11 protein-coding genes, 6 pseudogenes and 1 other annotated feature are annotated in these 16,079 nt (G+C 38.3%); of the genes and pseudogenes, 5 read left to right on the top strand and 12 right to left on the bottom strand.

Annotation, left to right across the window (positions count from 1 at the left end):
- Positions 1-30: 30 nt before the first annotated feature.
- Together mbcS and ACEWFH_RS07535 are read right to left on the bottom strand one after the other, a co-directional pair.
- Entirely contained in the window at positions 31-1,518 is a 1,488-nt protein-coding gene (mbcS, locus tag ACEWFH_RS07540; protein ID WP_473726736.1) for an acyl-CoA synthetase MbcS, read from the bottom strand.
- 220 nt (positions 1,519-1,738) lie between these two features.
- The gene (locus ACEWFH_RS07535) at positions 1,739-1,924 is read right to left on the bottom strand and encodes an alpha/beta-type small acid-soluble spore protein (protein ID WP_066243771.1); all 186 of its coding nucleotides are present in this window, start codon (positions 1,922-1,924) and stop codon (positions 1,739-1,741) included.
- 298 nt (positions 1,925-2,222) lie between these two features.
- Between ACEWFH_RS07535 and ACEWFH_RS07530 the strand changes: the two genes are divergently transcribed.
- A complete protein-coding gene (locus ACEWFH_RS07530; protein WP_473726735.1) occupies positions 2,223-2,357 on the top strand; it encodes a hypothetical protein in 135 nt (44 codons plus the stop codon).
- Between the two features lie 20 nt (positions 2,358-2,377).
- On the opposite strand, the pseudogene thiI reads toward ACEWFH_RS07530, so the two are convergent.
- The 3 genes and pseudogenes from thiI to ezrA all read right to left on the bottom strand — a co-directional run bounded on the left by thiI (position 2,378) and on the right by ezrA (position 6,598).
- Positions 2,378-3,588, bottom strand: a pseudogene (thiI, locus tag ACEWFH_RS07525) (tRNA uracil 4-sulfurtransferase ThiI).
- A 5-nt stretch (positions 3,589-3,593) separates the two neighbouring features.
- A pseudogene (locus ACEWFH_RS07520) lies at positions 3,594-4,735 on the bottom strand (cysteine desulfurase family protein).
- 171 nt (positions 4,736-4,906) lie between these two features.
- A complete protein-coding gene (ezrA, locus tag ACEWFH_RS07515; RefSeq protein WP_473726734.1) occupies positions 4,907-6,598 on the bottom strand; it encodes a septation ring formation regulator EzrA in 1,692 nt (563 codons plus the stop codon).
- 221 nt (positions 6,599-6,819) lie between these two features.
- On the opposite strand from ezrA, the pseudogene hisJ reads away from it, so the two are divergent.
- Positions 6,820-7,650: pseudogene (gene hisJ / locus ACEWFH_RS07510) on the top strand (histidinol-phosphatase HisJ).
- On the opposite strand, the gene ACEWFH_RS07505 reads toward hisJ, so the two are convergent.
- Together ACEWFH_RS07505 and ACEWFH_RS07500 are read right to left on the bottom strand one after the other, a co-directional pair.
- Positions 7,593-8,129 (bottom strand): TetR family transcriptional regulator, encoded by a 537-nt coding sequence (locus ACEWFH_RS07505; protein WP_473726733.1) that lies wholly within the window; start codon positions 8,127-8,129, stop codon positions 7,593-7,595. The pseudogene hisJ and the gene ACEWFH_RS07505 overlap by 58 nt on opposite strands.
- Before the next feature lie 5 nt (positions 8,130-8,134).
- The gene (locus ACEWFH_RS07500) at positions 8,135-8,203 is read right to left on the bottom strand and encodes a hypothetical protein (RefSeq protein WP_473727235.1); all 69 of its coding nucleotides are present in this window, start codon (positions 8,201-8,203) and stop codon (positions 8,135-8,137) included.
- Positions 8,204-8,676: 473 nt separating this feature from the next.
- Between ACEWFH_RS07500 and ACEWFH_RS07495 the strand changes: the two genes are divergently transcribed.
- Positions 8,677-8,937, top strand: coding sequence for a GAF domain-containing protein (locus ACEWFH_RS07495; protein WP_473726732.1), 261 nt, complete (start codon positions 8,677-8,679; stop codon positions 8,935-8,937).
- A gap of 53 nt (positions 8,938-8,990) precedes the next feature.
- On the opposite strand, the pseudogene megL reads toward ACEWFH_RS07495, so the two are convergent.
- Positions 8,991-10,168: pseudogene (gene megL, locus ACEWFH_RS07490) on the bottom strand (methionine gamma-lyase).
- A 344-nt stretch (positions 10,169-10,512) separates the two neighbouring features.
- Between megL and rpsD the strand changes: the two are divergent.
- Positions 10,513-11,114, top strand: a pseudogene (rpsD, locus tag ACEWFH_RS07485) (30S ribosomal protein S4).
- A 65-nt stretch (positions 11,115-11,179) separates the two neighbouring features.
- On the opposite strand, the gene ACEWFH_RS07480 reads toward rpsD, so the two are convergent.
- The 4 genes and pseudogenes from ACEWFH_RS07480 to ACEWFH_RS07465 form a co-directional block, all read right to left on the bottom strand.
- Positions 11,180-12,109, bottom strand: a complete 930-nt coding sequence (locus ACEWFH_RS07480; RefSeq protein WP_473726731.1) for a methyl-accepting chemotaxis protein — start codon at positions 12,107-12,109, stop codon at positions 11,180-11,182.
- Positions 12,110-12,257: 148 nt separating this feature from the next.
- On the bottom strand, positions 12,258-13,226 hold the full coding sequence (locus tag ACEWFH_RS07475) for an aldo/keto reductase (protein ID WP_473726730.1): 969 nt from the start codon (positions 13,224-13,226) through the stop codon (positions 12,258-12,260).
- Positions 13,227-14,485 (bottom strand): annotated as a pseudogene (gene tyrS / locus ACEWFH_RS07470) (tyrosine--tRNA ligase).
- The gene (locus ACEWFH_RS07465) at positions 14,457-14,654 is read right to left on the bottom strand and encodes a hypothetical protein (protein ID WP_473726729.1); all 198 of its coding nucleotides are present in this window, start codon (positions 14,652-14,654) and stop codon (positions 14,457-14,459) included. The pseudogene tyrS and the gene ACEWFH_RS07465 overlap by 29 nt, the downstream one beginning before the upstream one ends.
- A 125-nt stretch (positions 14,655-14,779) precedes the next feature.
- Positions 14,780-14,997, bottom strand: a binding site (T-box leader).
- 154 nt (positions 14,998-15,151) lie between these two features.
- Here ACEWFH_RS07465 and ACEWFH_RS07460 point away from each other — a divergent pair.
- Positions 15,152-16,030 (top strand): transglycosylase domain-containing protein, encoded by an 879-nt coding sequence (locus ACEWFH_RS07460; RefSeq protein ID WP_473726728.1) that lies wholly within the window; start codon positions 15,152-15,154, stop codon positions 16,028-16,030.
- The last annotated feature ends 49 nt before the right edge of the window (positions 16,031-16,079 follow it).

The following is a 16,079-nucleotide window of genomic DNA, read 5'->3' as shown; positions in this document are numbered from 1 at the left end:
AGCCTTTATAAAATAGACAATCATAAAACATCAACTTGTTTTAGATGCTTCTAACTGTCGAAGTTCAATACGTCGGATCTTTCCAGACGTTGTTTTTGGAAGATCGCTTACATACTCAATGGACCTTGGATATTTATATGGCGCTGTAAGTTGTTTAACATGTTCTTGCAGTTCTTTTGTTAAAACGTCATGATTATCTGAACTATCCCGAAGTACGACAAATGCCTTTACAATATGACCTCGTATTTCATCAGGACTTGCCACAACAGCACACTCTTTCACAGCTGGATGCTTTACAAGGGCATCCTCTACTTCAAAAGGTCCAATTGTATATCCAGATGAAATGATGATATCATCACCTCTGCCTTCAAACCAAAAATAGCCGTCAGCATCTTTTTTCGCTTTATCTCCCGTTACATAATAGTCTCCTCGAAAAGCCATCATTGTGCGATCCTGATCTTTGTAATACTCTTTAAAAAGAGCAGGACAGTCTTTATGAACAGCGATATCTCCAACCTCTCCTGCACCTACAGGATTTCCATTCTCATCAATGATTTCTACATCGTTCCCTGGTGTTGGTCTGCCCATAGATCCAGACTTAATCTCCATGCCTTCCATTGTCCCGACTAACAATGTATTTTCAGTTTGTCCATATCCATCACGTACTTTAATATGGAAATACTTTTCGAATGTATCGATCACTTCTCTATTAAGTGGTTCACCTGCAGAAACTGCACTTTTCAAATGTGGCAGACGATATTGATCTAAGTTATCCACTTTAGCCATCAAACGATATTCTGTAGGCGTACAGCATAAAACAGATATTTGCTGCTCTTGCAAAAGCGTTAAATATTTTTGCGGATCAAACTTTCCTTGGTATACAAACCCTATTGATCCAGTACCTAACGTAGATAAGAAAGGACTCCAAATCCATTTTTGCCAGCCAGGTCCCGCAGTTGCCCAAACTTTGTCATTCTCTGAAGCGTTTAGCCAGCTTTTAGCTGCTGTACGGATATGAGCATAAGCCCACCCATGTGTATGTACGACACCTTTTGGCTGTCCTGTAGTACCTGACGTGTAAGATAAGAAAGCCATATCATCTTTGGATGTTTCAGGCGCCTTGTAGGAAACGCTTACATTATTCGTTATGGCTTGAAGGCTTAGCCAGTTATCCGTTTCTCCGTTAGCGCTAATTTTATATGTAAGTGTTGGCAGATCATCTTTGATCTCATTAACCTGCTCTGTAAAACGATAATCTGCAATAATTGCTTTCGCTTCACTATGCTGAACGCGATAACTTAAATCTTTTGCTCTTAACATTTCAGAACAGGGTATAACAGAAATTCCTGCTTTTAAACAACCAATATAAACAGCATACGTTTCAATTAATCGAGGCATGATGATAAGTACACGGTCACCTTTTGTGAGCCCTAACTCTTCTAATGAATTTGCAATTTGATTAGCTCGATCCAAAAGCTTTTTATACGTGATCTCCTCGGTTACATTTTCTTCATCCATCCAGATTAAAGCTTTTTTTCAGGGTTTAAAGCGTATTTTTCCATTTCTTCTGTTAGGTTATAAACACTTGGAGCAATCAAATTCATATCTCATTCACTCTTTCGTTATATTCGTGTTGATCACTCCCATTATAATATATTTTTGAAAATTTTTAAAATTAAGTCATTTTTGCGCAAATAAAAAGGAGCGGGGACAACCCGCTCCGTTAGCCATTTACTATTTATTTTGAGTATCCACCTAGAGCTTGAGCTACTAGACGCTTAGTGATTTCTCCACCTACAGATCCGTTAGCACGAGAAGTGCTGTCTGGTCCAAGGTTTACACCGAATTCAGAAGCGATTTCATACTTCATTTGGTCTACAGCTTGTTGTGCACCTGGTACTACTAATTGGTTTTGGTTTGCCATGTTGTTTCACCTCCTTTGTACTAATAATGTGTGTCTAAATGGCCGATTCAATTCTTGGAAATTGTTGTGTGCATTGCCATTTTGATTGTTTATAGCTCAAAAAGAAAAAAGCCTGCACAATTGTGCAGACTTTTTCCTTATAGCTGTATTTTAATGCTTTTAACCCAAACTTCTCATCAAGACTTGCTTTCAGAAGACCAGTAACAACCCTAATTTTGAAATCCTATTATCTAAACGATTTGTTGCTTTTGATTCATTTTGTTTCTTCTCTTCATTGACAAGTTGATTGCAGTGGAAGATGCGAGACTCCTGCGGGACAGGCGGGCAGGTGAGACACTTAAGAGTGAAACGTACAAATGTGGCTCACCGCCCTGCCCCGCGGAAAGCGAGCATCTGTAACGGAAATCAACAGCTCCCAAGGGCTCACAGTTAGGCAAGAGAAAAAAGAAGCCTCTAAAGCAAATCATCAAAAGTTTCGTCAGTTGATTTTCCTTCTTCAAGAATCAGCGTCTCAACTTCATTAACTGCTTCCTCTATCAATTCTTCAAGGTTTTCAATATTTTTCTCGAATTGAATAGCTTTTTCTCGCTTTGGTTTTGTTTTTGGAGCTGATGGCAAGAAAATCGTACAGCAATCCTCATAAGGACGGATAGAGATCTCATACGTTCCGATCTTGTGGGAGATATTCATGATCTCAAGCTTATCCATCGTTATAACCGGACGCAAAATAGGCAAGTTTGTTACTTCATTAATCGCATACATGCTGTGCATCGTCTGACTCGCAACCTGACCAAGGTTCTCACCGTTTGCAATTGCCATCGCATGGTTATTTTCTGCTAATCTCTCCGTAATTCTAAGCATGACACGTCGCATGATCGTCATGCTGTAGCTAGAAGGAATCTTATCTTTGATCGTTTGTTGAATTTTAGTAAAAGGAACAACATGAAGCTTGATCTTACCTCCGCTATAGCGGGTAAGTTCTTGTGTTAGATCAACTACCTTTTGCTTTGCACGCTCGCTAGTAAAAGGAGGGCTGTGGAAATGCACCCCTTCAATACGTACACCGCGTTTCATCGTTAAATATCCAGCCACAGGACTATCAATACCGCCAGAAAGCATCAGCATCGCTTTACCGCCAACACCGATTGGCAGACCTCCAGCTCCTTCAAACGATTTAGAGCTGATGTAAGTTCCAGTATCTTTCACTTCGACTTTTACATTTACGTCCGGATTATGAACATCAACAGTTAGACCTTCCGTGTTTCTTAAAAGATATCCTCCGACCTCTTGATTAAGTTGCATCGAGTTTACAGGAAACGACTTTAAAGATCGTTTACCTGTTACTTTAAACGTTTTTTACCTTCAATTGCTTCATTAAGGGCCACTAATGCAGCTTTTTGTATTTCTTCTATATCGTTTTCAGCTCTAACAGCTAAACTAATCGAATGGATTCCAAAGATATCCTGTAGTGATTTTACAATAGGTTCATATGGATGCCCATTTAATTCAATCACAATACGATCAAACAGTTTCGCCATTTTCAAATCGCCATATGGACGCATCTTTCTTTTAACTGTCTCAAAAAGCTGTGATTCAAAATGTCTTCTGTTTTTCCCTTTTAGTGATAATTCTCCATAACGCACTACTAAATGATCATAAATCATCTTCATTACCTCATTACCTTTTTAAAATTTAATATTTCTTCTTTCAAAATCTCTAGCGCACGTGTTGCTTCTGCCATTGTGTTTTCATATGAAGTACTCATTCGAATAGCAGTTGATGCCCGTTGTTCACCCAATCCCATCTCTATGAGGATACGGCTAGCTCCGCCTTGTTTGGATGAACATGCGGAACGGGTTGATACATAAACGTCTCGTTTATCCAGAGAATGAATAAGAACTTCTGGTTTAATGCCTTTTACTGAAAAATTAATAATATGAGGAGCAGAGTGTTTCTCTGGAGTATTTATTTCAATTCCTTCAATATTCTTTAATTCTTCAAACATAAATTGCTTTATAGAGAGTAAGTCCTCTTTTTTTCCTTCATCTCTTGTAAGATTAGTCTCAGTGCTTTAGCCATGGCAACAATCCCAGCAACGTTTTCAGTACCTGCTCTCTTCTTTAATTCTTGTTCCCCGCCTGTGAATAACGAAGAAAGAGATACGCCATTTTTAACAAAAAGCACGCCATTCCCTTTTAGACCGTGAATTTTATGTGCAGATAATGTGCATAAGTCTATTTCACACTCTTTTAGTGGAAGGTCAACCTTACCAACTCCCTGTACATTGTCCACATGAAAAAAGATCTTTCGATGTTGTTTCAACATCTTACCTATCTCTTGTATAGGTTGTATCGTTCCTGTTTCATTATTAACATGAATAACGGATACAAGTATCGTATCAGGTCGTATCGCACGTTCTAGATCTTCTATAGATAGCAAGCCCTCATGATTGACGGGCAGATAAGTTACTTCAAAACCCTTTGATTCTAGATATTGAAAGGACTCATATGAAGATGCATGCTCAACAGAAGTTGTAATAAGGTGTTTACCTCGATTTTGATGTTGAAAAGCAATCCCTTTGATTGCGATATTGTTGCCTTCTGTTCCTCCAGAAGTAAAAATAACTTCTGATGGAGCGACTTCCAGTAACTGAGCAATTGACTTTCTTGCCTGTCCAAGCAATTTATCAGCTTCTCCTCCTTTAGAATGCAGAGAAGATGGATTAGCAAAATATTTTTCAGACACCGTGACAAAAGTATCAAGAACTTCCTTATATGGCTTTGTTGTTGCACTGTTATCCAAATAAATCATTTTTGAATCCTCCATTTATCCATTCCATACCGTTTCTAAACACACATTTCATTATCATACCATAATTTAGATATGGTGCGCATCTACACTTTTTGTATAGTTTTTGTTAACCCTTTACAATTCAATCTTTTTGAACAGCAAAAAAACTGCAGGTATAGGACCTGACAGTTTTTATACGTGTGACTTTAATTTGATTTCCATCTCTTTCAAAATTCCCGGCTGTACACTTTCTATTGCGGATGCCGCGATTTGAAGGGCATCTTCATATTGATAGTTTCGGAAAGCAATCTCTGCTTCAATCAATCGAATCGAGACGGATTGGTAAGAGCTTCTGAACCTGTTTCCATATTGAATCAGCTTCTCCGCTAAAAATGCGTTTTCAATCATCTGAGACGTTTCTTCATAACCTTCGTTTACCGCATCATGTGCTTTATTTAGTACGTAGGAAACATCAGACATTTCCAGGGGCTTTTCATCAAGTTTTTTCGAAACCTCGATAATATACTCTTCCGCTTTTCCAATCGTAATCAAATAATGTTCCGGCAAACCAGGCAAGTTGCTTTTTTGTACCATTCTTCTTGCTTCTAAAAGTTTTTTCCTTAATTCTTTCAAGCTTTGTTTCGTATCTAACTCGTCTTTTCTAAGATTATGAAGCATCTCTTCATAAACTTTTTGAGAACGTTGAAGCTCTTCCATCTGTTTCTGCATCTCTTCCATCATCTCACGAATGACTGAAAAGGATTCTCTTTTTTCATCAATCGACTCTTGAATGATCATGAATCGGCTTTGCAGCTTATGGAAAAGTTTTTCTATTTTCTTTTGCATATCCGCTTCATTTTGTTCGATTAAGTAGGTTGAAGAAACGATTTGAGTTTCATGCTTAAGATTTTCAATCCGCTCTTGAAGGTCTTCTATATTGGAGAAAAAGACTTCTCTTTCTTTCAAAACATATTGTTTAGAATGAACTTCATTCTCGAGCATTTCATATAATTGATCCATCTTTTGTACGGTTTCGTCCAAGTCTTTCTGTGCAGAATCTAATTCAAGCTCATACACTTTGATTAGTGCTTGTTCGTTTAGTTCTTTTAGCGAACCGATTTCTTTCTCAATTCCGATATGATGAAGAACATAGCCTTGCTGCTCCATTTCAGTAAAACCAGCACTTAGCTCTTTCAGCGAATTCGGGATATCTGATTGCAAGATTACAAGCAGCTCTGGTACTCCTTGCATCTTTGTTTTACATACAGAAATTCTGTTTAAGCTTTCTACGAGTCTTTGTCTAGCTTCAAGGTGGCTCCCCTGTATTGTAAGAGATTCAAATGTTTCAAACAAAGATTTGATTTCATCAAGTTCCTTATCAAATATAGGTGCCGTCTGGCCAAGTGCACGGATGTGAGTTAAGTAATACTTTTTCGTTTCCTGAAGTTTTTCTTTCGCTTCAACAATTTCTTCTCGATTTAATTCTTCACTCGTCACTAATTCATTAATTTCAGAAGTAATGGCTTTAATTCTCGTATCCATTTTTTCTAATGATTGATTAACGCCCAATAGAATAGTACGCGCTTTTTTAAAACGGTATTTATCTGTATACTCTTCGGCATCAAATAAATCTTCTTCTAAATTCGGAAGATGTGTCGTTACCATCTCGTCCCATTCTTGACGCCACATTTCGAATTTTTCTTCCGTTTCACCAATCATCGCCATACCCTTAACTTTTGATATCTCTTCTGTTAATGGGCGATTCATAATTTGCATCTTCCATGCTTCTAGTCGGTCAATTTCTTTATAAATTCTCCGGCGTGACATGGTACCGTAAAGGATCAATGCTAGGAATGTAACTATGGCAATGACTATGTATATCATCAGAGGCACCCTTTCTATCTGTTCAAATTTCTCCATCACTTGTATTATGTATAAGTATGTAATTTCTTTTTAACAACCGCATGTAGGTTATACTTCTATAAAATTGCAGTTTAATGCTTTTATGATAACATGTAAACAAACATTTGACGCAAAAAAATTGCATAATATGATAATTTTTTTCCAAATTAATGAAGATATTGTCGAAAGGAGGAGTAAAAAGGATGTATTATGATGGTCATGTTCATACCCCTTTTGTCCACACGGATCAAAAGACACACTAGAATTGTATATCGAAAGAGCTATATCTCTTGGCTTAAAAGGCATTACGTTTACAGAACATGCCCCATTACCCAAAGCTTTTACAGATCCTGCTCCAACTAAAGACAGTGCCATGCTTTACAATCAATTAGGGAATTACTTTGATCAGATCAAAGAATTAAAAAGTACTATGAACAAGAAATTGAAATATATACAGGGTTAGAAGTGGATTTTATAGATGGGTATGAAGAGGAGATCGGCCAGTTGCTTAAAGAAGTTTGGCCTGAGCTTGACGATGCTATTCTTTCCGTTCATTTTTTGCAGATAGAAGAAAACTACTATTGCATGGATTACGACGAGAATGTCTTTAAAGAAATGATTGATAAAACGGGTTCCCTATCAAGTGTCTATTCCTTATATTTTGAGACAGTAAAAAATCCATCCATCATTCATTTGAAAAGTTTCAGCCTACTCGAATCGGACATATAACACTTGCAAAGAAATTCCAAACACTCTTTCCAGCTAAATTCAGCAATGAAAAGGATATAGATGAGATCTTAACGGCCGTGTCTGAACGCAACTTGTCTCTTGATTATAACGGTGCAGGTGCTGTTAAACCATACTGCCTAGAACCCTATCCATCCGACTGGATCGTAAAGGAAGCACAAAAAAGAAAAATCCCTCTCGTTTATGGGTCAGATGCCCATAGCGCTAAGGGACTCGGTCAAGGATTTGATCAGCTAGTTCCATCTGCAACATTAACTTCCCCACTTCTCCTGAATAGAACCGAATAAAGGCTTCTGTACAGCAGATAGCAGGGATTTTTTCTTTCAGGCTGGCAAACACACTTATCAAACCAGTTCACCATCCATTTTTTGTATGGTTGGATGAACGTTTCTGTTTCAGCACTTATCTGATACACTTCTGCTAAATATAGAGGATGTAGAAAAGGAAGCATCATCATATCTTTAAACTGAATGGTTAAAAAGTCCACAGGCTGTCTTCTGAATTCCTTTTTCTTCATGCCTTTCTCAAACAACGTTTGCAGAAAGTATTTTTCCTTTACTAAATACGTAGACATGAGTTCACGAACTAAAGTGGAATCAAGTGTCATTTCACGATAGACAAATCGCGCTAGAGGAAGGTTTCTTTGTTGATAGATCAACAAAGCTTCTACCACTTCGATAAAACTTCCTTTAACCGTTGGAGAGCTCGAAGTATGATAAATGATTTCAATTCTTCTAATATAGCCCTCAAAAAATGAAGTGATCAATTCTTCTAGAAGCCCTTTTTTCCTCCAAAATGGTACGAAATCAATGCAAGGTTTACTCCCGCTTTTTTCGCTATTTGCCTAACGGTCGTTCCCTTGAAACCTTGGCTTGTAAAAGAGCAATCGCTGCTTCCGCTATTTTCAGTTTCGTTTCCATTGGATCTGCCTTCATTTTCTTTCACCGTCCTTCCCTCTCATGTATAAAATTCTTGGGCGGAAGACATAAACCTTTATTAATCGCTCGACAAATAAGGGCTTTTGGGTGTATAGTTCAACATTATTTGATAGGATAGAATAAACAATTTATCAGGTTTGGAGGAATCTTGATGTTTTCCGTTCAACAATATAGTACAAACAGAAATGAAGCTTACTCTCTCTTATTTAAACAGCTATCTGCATTGTTAGAAGGTGAAACAAATGCAACTGCAAATCTTGCGAATGCTTCAGCACTATTAAACCAATTTCTAGACAGAGTAAACTGGGTAGGATTTTATACCTTTGAAGAAAAAACTAATCAATTAGTATTAGGCCCGTTCCAAGGACTGCCTGCATGTGTAAGAATTCCTCTTGGCAGAGGTGTGTGCGGAACGTCAGCTCAAAATCAGGAAACACTAGTTGTAAAGGATGTTCACGAATTCCTGGACACATTGCATGTGATGCTGCTTCTCAATCCGAAATCGTTGTACCTCTTGTAAAAGACGGAAACATTTTAGGGGTCCTAGATATAGACAGTCCAGAAAAAGCACGGTTTGATGAAGTTGATCGTGAAAACTTAGAGAAATTCTGTGGAATTTTACTTCAGTATATTTAATTCTATAGCCATAGTAAAAGCACTGTGCAGTTCAATAGCACAGTGCTTTTTGATTACAATTGATTCAATCCCTGTTCTAAATCAGTCCAAATATCCTCCCATGCTTCAAGACCTACAGACAAGCGCAGCAGTTGATCGCTGATCCCCATCTGTACTCTGTTTACCTCAGGCACAACAGCATGTGTCATCGTAGCCGGATGCTGAATAAGTGTCTCAACGTCACCAAGGCTTACAGCAATCTTAATTAGTTTTAAGGAATTCATAAACTTTTGAGCCGTTGCTTTGTCTCCTTTTACCTCAAAGCTTATCAATCCGCCTGCATTTGACATCTGCTTGGTCGCAAGCTCATATTGCGGGAAATCCGAATCACCTGGGAACAATACTTTGCTAACCGCATGATGTTCTTTTAATAAATTCGCCAGTTTTTTTGCATTATCGCAGTGACGGTCCATTCGAACCGGAAGTGTTTTTATTCCGCGAAGAAGCAGCCATGCATCAAACGGTGACATGACACCACCAATATCTTTTTGTGTTGTCATAGCGAGATGACTCATCAACTCTTTCTTGCCTACCGCAAGACCCCTATCACATCACCATGGCCACATAGATATTTAGTAGCACTGTGTATGACCACATCGCATCCTAATTCAAGCGGACGCTGAAGATAGGGAGATGAAAATGTATTATCAACTACAACAGGTATTCCATATTCCTTTGCAATATCGGCTACCATTTTTAAATCAACAAGCTTCATGGTTGGATTAATGGGCGATTCAATATAAATCACTGTTGTATGATCTGTAATGGCGGACCGGATAGACTCCTCATCGTTCATCGGATGAAAGTTATGTGTGATGTGATACTTTTCTTCCATAAGCTGAAGAAGTCCAAACGTACATCCATACACTCCTTCAGAACATAGAATATGATCTCCCGTTTTGGTCAAACCAAGTAAAATGGCAGATACTGCAGCCATTCCCGAACCAAACGCAAGTCCTTTTTCTCCATTCTCCATAGCCGCAATCCGTTCTTCTAACATCGTGACTGTCGGATTGCTAAGTCTAGAATATATATAACCTTCTTGCTCTCCAGCAAACCGTGCAGCACCTGTTTCAGCACTATCAAAGACAAACGTAGATGTCTGAAAAATCGGAGGTGACAAGCTTCCGCTATGCTGATCAGCATTGTATCCCTTGTGAATCACTTCTGTTTCAAAGCGTTTTGTGTCCATTTTTACTTCTCCTTTTAGGGCGTTTTAAAATGTAAGCGCTTTCTTAATACTATCATATATAATTTGAAGACAATTTACAATTTGTCCCGAAAAATGTTCTATGTATTTGTGATATAGTTGACATAGCTAGAGAAAAAAGTTTATACTGTTCTTTGTGTAAAATAAGCGGCACTGTGTCCATCATTTGTTTTTATTTTGTACCCTGATTTTTGTAATCTGGGAACATCGTGTAGCTTCATGGCTGCTGAAGTGAAGTTGTTTTTTATACAAAATATGCTTATGAAAAGGCCATAGTCACTGTTATTGTTTTAACACAAAACAAACACGTGAAGGAGGAGTCAATTATGGCTCGATATACAGGTTCAACATGGAAAGTTTCCCGTCGTCTTGGAATTTCTCTAAGCGGAACAGGAAAAGAATTATCAAAGCGTCCTTACGCTCCAGGACAACACGGTCCTACTCAACGTAAAAAATCTCTGAATACGGTTTACAGTTACAAGAGAAGCAAAAGCTTCGTTACATGTACGGTGTAAACGAGCGTCAATTCCGCCGCATTTTCGATGATGCTGGTAAAATGGCTGGTATCCACGGCGAAAACTTCATGGTTCTTTTAGAATCTCGTTTAGACAACGTAGTTTACCGTCTTGGTCTTGCTCGTACTCGTCGTGCTGCTCGTCAATTAGTAAACCACGGTCACATCACAGTAAACGGAAAGCGTGTTGATATCGCTTCTTACCGTCTATCTGCTGGCGATGTAGTCGGAGTTCGTGAAAAGTCTCGCAACTCATCTGCTATTAAAGAAGCAATCGAAGTAAACAACTTCGTACCTGACTTCTTAACGTTTGATGAAAACAAATTGGAAGGTACTTTCACTCGCTTACCAGAGCGTTCTGAACTTCCAGCTGAGATCACAGAACAACTTATCGTTGAATTCTACTCTCGTTAATAAGAGTAAACCCCTAACACCTTTTTTGAAGGAATTAGGGGTTTTTTCTTATTTTTATATATGAATTATAAAAGATCCTTAAACTTGCTTGCTTGTGATTCGAGTTGTCGAGCGGCAGTCTCAATACCCAAAAATTCTTGCATCGCTTGTTCGATCAATTGCTGGTTATGCGCTATACCGTCTTGAGAGCGGTGTGTCACATCATTGATCTTGTTTATTTCACCCGTTATTCCTGCAATATGTGAATTCACTTCTTGAATGGAGTCTTGTACACGGTTAGCCAATTTTCTAACCTCGACAGCTACTACATTAAATCCTCTTCCATGATCACCAGCACGAGCTGCTTCAATTGCTGCGTTCAGGGCTAATAAGTTTGTTTGCGCTGCGATTTCACGAATTGTTTTTACGATATCCTCTATAGATGAGGCTTGTTTTTTTAGAGATTCTAAAATCGTTAAATTTTGTTTTGATTCTGCAACTAATTTTTCAGTTGACGAAGAGATTTCATTACTCTTCTTTAATCCCTCTTCTGCTCGAGTAAGTAGAACGGAAGACATCTGCTGAAGATCGGAAGCTACCACAATTGTATTGTTCTCTCTTTCCGTTATGTCCGTTGCGATTTTAACTACTGCTATTACTTGATTATTTTCATCACGAACAGGAGTATAAGTTGCTTCTAACCAAATCAAACGTTTTGTTTTCGTAACACGCTGAATTTTTTCCTGAAACGTCTTACCTTCGCGTAGACTTCTCCAAAAAAGCTCATATTCTCTGCTTCTTAAAAATTCGTCTGTGCAAAATTGTTTATGTAGCATCAATGGCATTTCATCCACTTGATATTCCATTGTTTTCGCAAAATTTTCATTTGCCCATAATACTTTTCCTTGAGGATTAAATTCAATCATGGCTACAGAACGATCAATTGCAGCAAGAACAGCACTTTCATTTAAAACTTGTGAGCTTTTCGCAGAACTTTTCTCAATGATTAATGACATATAAATTGCCCCAATTTCTTATGCGTTTTTTCTAATTTTATACTACTAAGGTACTAATTACTAATTTAATGTTCTGAATAAGGAAATAAAAAAACCTGCACAAATTTTAATTTTTGTGCAGGTGAGTGATTTCAAGATATATTCATAATTAATCTACTTCTTTACCTGTGCTTTCTTGAAGAATGTAGAACCATTGCTCACGTGTTAAAGGAATATTTGCTGCATTTACTGCGGATTGGATACGCTCCATTTTTCCGCTTCCAACAATCGGCATGATTTGTGCAGGGTGGTTTAATAGCCACGCATATGCTACTTCATCAATGGAAGAAGCTTCTGTTTCACTCGCAACTTTTTCAAGAGCCTTTTTCACTCGCAGACCTTTTTCATCTTCCCCTTTAAACAATCTACCACCAGCTAGTGGAGACCAGGCCATAGGTCTAACTTTTTCTTTTTGAAGATGATTGATCGTACCGTCAAAGAAAGACTGTTCGTGGAGAACGGACAACTCGATCTGGTTCGTCACAAGAGGTCCATCAAATTCACGCTGCAGCATTTCCATTTGTGCAGGAGTGAAGTTAGAAACACCAAAGTATCTAACCTTCCCTTCTTTTCTTAATGTATGGAAAGCATCTGCAGTTTCAGCTGGGTCCATAAACGGATCAGGACGGTGGATCAATAGCACATCTACATATTCCGTGTTCATTTTTTGCAATGAATTTTCTGCAGACGCGATTATATGCTCTTTGCTCGTATCGTAGGATTTAATTGTATGGTTAGGGCGATTTTCAGAAATTAGTTTAATCCCACACTTTGTCACGATTTGAATGTCTTGACGTAAGGAAGGTTTAAGAGCCAATGCTTGTCCAAAAAGCTCCTCACACATGTAGTTCCCATAAATATCAGCGTGGTCAAACGTTGTTATACCTGCTTCAATACATCTTTCCATTAAAGAAAGAAGCTCTTCAGGTGAGAGGTTCCATTCTGCTAATCGCCAATGTCCGTGAACGATCTGTGAGAATTGAAGGTCTTCAGCTAATTGAATTTTTTCAAAACAAACACATCCTTTATTAAAATTAGAGAGGAACCCCACTTTTGAAAGGGTTCCTATAGTTTTCATTTAGTATCTGATCAGCGTGTACTTTTTCTTTCCGCGTCGTACAATAACAAATTTATTCTCAATACGATCGTTCTCTCCAACCATATAAGCAGTATCTTGAACCTTTTCACCGTTAATAGATACGGCTCCGTTTGTTACATCTTCTCTAGCTTGGCGTTTAGAAGGAGAGATTTTCGCATCAACAAGCAGATCTACAATGTTTAATTCCTCATTGTTTTCTACCGTGAAAGAAGGAACATCCTTAAATCCTTGTTCAATTTCAGCAGCAGTCAGTTCAGAAAGATTCCCGCTAAAGAGTGCTTCTGTAATCTTTACTGCTTGCTTGTATGCTTCTTCACCATGAACAAGTGTTGTTACTTCCCGTCCTAAAGCTTTTTGAGCTTCACGTTTTTCCAGTGCTTCCGCTAGGATTTTTCAAGTACTTCAATTTCTTCTTTTGACAAGAAAGTGAAGTATTTTAGCCAATTGATTACATCCGCATCTGCAGCGTTTACCCAGAACTGGTAAAACTCATATGGAGTCGTTTTTTCTGCATCTAACCAAATCGTTCCTGAGGCTGTTTTCCCAAACTTTGTACCATCTGCTTTTGTGATTAATGGAATCGTTAAACCAAACGCTTTTTCCTCTTCACCAGAACGTCTGATCAATTCCATTCCGGCCGTAATATTACCCCACTGGTCACTTCCACCAATTTGAAGCTTTACGTTCTCTTTTTGGAAAAGATTAAGAAAATCATAGGACTGTAAAATCATGTATGAGAACTCAGTAAAGGAAATCCCCGCTTCTAAACGAGAGTCAACAGAATCTTTCGCAAGCATGTAATTAATTGAAAAGTTCTTACCCACATCACGCAAAAATTCAATCATAGTAAGCTGGCTTAACCACTCATAGTTATTTACTGTTTTTGCAGGATTAGCTTCTCTTTCAAAATCAAGAAGTCTCGACAGCTGATTTTTAATTTTCTCTGTCCATTGAACAACAATCTCAGCTTCGTTCAACGTTCGTTCTGTTTGTCTTCCGCTTGGATCACCAATCAACCCTGTACCTCCGCCAACAAGAGCAAACGGCTGATGGCCAGCTTCCTGAAATCTTCTTAATGTAAGAATCGGTAATAAGTTTCCAATATGAAGACTGTCTGCAGTAGGATCAAAACCGCAGTATAGCTTTACGATCCCGCTTTCAAGTTCTTTTTGAAGTCCTTCTCGATCTGTGATCTGATTTAACAGACCTCTAAATTCTAAATCTTGTAGAATGTTCATGTTTTCTTTCCTTTCTTTTAATAAGGCTGTTTTCGTAAACAAGTTGCTTTTGAAAGTAGTTGATTTCCGTTTCAGATGCTTCGCTTTCCGCGGGGCGACCGGTGAGCCCCTTGCCACTTTGCGCCCTTAAGGGTCTCACCTGACCGCTCGTCCCGCAGGAGTCTCGCACCTTACACTCCAATCAACCAGTCAATGAAGAGAAAGAACAAAATTTCTTAAAACCAACATCTTTTAGAAAAGATCCTGAAAAGATCCTCTGCCCCTAAAAACAATAAAAAAGTCCCTCTCCAGTTGGAAAGGGACGTGATGACAATCTCGCGGTACCACCTAATTAAAAGCTAATTATAGCTTTTCACTTCATTCCGTAACGGTTTTATCCGTTCTCTGCTACTTATGTTCACAGAGACAGCTCCAGGAGGTAATTCACAGCATGCCTTTGCACTGGTTCGCATCAACCACCAGCTTTCTGAAACAGGGAGACACCTGCTACTGATTCCTATCTTCGCTTTAGCTATATTAATCTTCATTTATTTTTACCATAGAGATGAATTTCATGTCAATCTCCTCAATTCAAAAACTGTATTCTATCATAATTCGACCTTATGTTATAATACACAAGGGGAGGGATTACCAAATGATGTCTCATTTTGATGGACTTAAGCAAAAATGGGAGAAATTTGTCCACTTTTTGAAAGAAAAAGAATTATTCGAACAGCACGAATTACATATAACGTTACATGGAACATGTTTTTGATTGTCACTGTACTATTGATTCTTGGTGGTGTTTTCGCAGCAGGAGTGGGAGCAGGCTTCTTCGCTTCACTTGTAAAAGACGAACCTGTCCGCGCCTACTCTTCTATGAAAGAAGACATTTACAACTATGAAGAAACGAGTACGGTTTATTTTGATAACAATCAATACATGGGCAAACTTCAATCAGATTTAGACAGACAGGAAGTAAAATTAAAAGATGTTTCTCCTAACGTCATTAAAGCTGTTATTTCTACAGAAGATCAATATTTTTATGAGCATGATGGTGTTGTGCCAAAAGCGATTTTTCGTGCCATGTATGAAGAATTTTCTGGTGCTCCAATCGTTACCGGCGGCAGTACTTTAACACAGCAGCTCATAAAGAATCAAATATTAACAAATGAAGTATCTTTTGACCGAAAAGCAAAAGAAATTCTTCTAGCGATGCGTCTTGAGAAAGTTTTGAAAAAAGACGATATCCTTGAAGCTTACTTAAACATCGTCCCTTATGGACGTAATTCATCCGGTAGAAACGTTGCTGGAATACAAGCAGCTGCAGGAGGAATATTTGGTGTGCCAGCCTCGAAATTGAATCTCGCACAATCCGCTTATCTTGCAGGTTTGCCAAAGAATCCTTTTGTTTATACACCGTTCAGTAAGGGCGGTGAACAGAAAGAGGATATGTCAGCTGGTATTAAACGTATGCAAACGGTACTCAGCCGTATGTTATCTGCTGGATCCATCACACAAGCAGAATATGATGAAGCGATGAAATACGATATTAAAAGAATTTAACGACTAAACAACAATCTTCTTTTGAAAAATATCCAGCTTTAACAGTTGA

Source organism: Fictibacillus sp. EA-CB0309 (assembly GCF_055814265.1).
The sequence above is the reverse complement of the archived record's forward strand: the minus strand, read 5'-3'. Positions and strand labels throughout refer to the sequence as shown.

Bases quoted from the DNA above. Each gene is read 5' to 3' on its own strand.
- mbcS (WP_473726736.1), bottom strand. From the start codon at position 1,518: ATGGATGAAGAAAATGTAACCGAGGAGATCACGTATAAAAAGCTTTTG.
- ACEWFH_RS07535 (WP_066243771.1), bottom strand. From the start codon at position 1,924: ATGGCAAACCAAAACCAATTAGTAGTACCAGGTGCACAACAAGCTGTA.
- ACEWFH_RS07530 (WP_473726735.1), top strand. From the start codon at position 2,223: ATGCGAGACTCCTGCGGGACAGGCGGGCAGGTGAGACACTTAAGAGTG.
- ezrA (WP_473726734.1), bottom strand. From the start codon at position 6,598: ATGATATACATAGTCATTGCCATAGTTACATTCCTAGCATTGATCCTT.
- ACEWFH_RS07495 (WP_473726732.1), top strand. From the start codon at position 8,677: ATGTGTAAGAATTCCTCTTGGCAGAGGTGTGTGCGGAACGTCAGCTCA.
- ACEWFH_RS07480 (WP_473726731.1), bottom strand. From the start codon at position 12,109: ATGTCATTAATCATTGAGAAAAGTTCTGCGAAAAGCTCACAAGTTTTA.
- ACEWFH_RS07475 (WP_473726730.1), bottom strand. From the start codon at position 13,226: ATGAAAACTATAGGAACCCTTTCAAAAGTGGGGTTCCTCTCTAATTTT.
- ACEWFH_RS07460 (WP_473726728.1), top strand. From the start codon at position 15,152: ATGGGAGAAATTTGTCCACTTTTTGAAAGAAAAAGAATTATTCGAACA.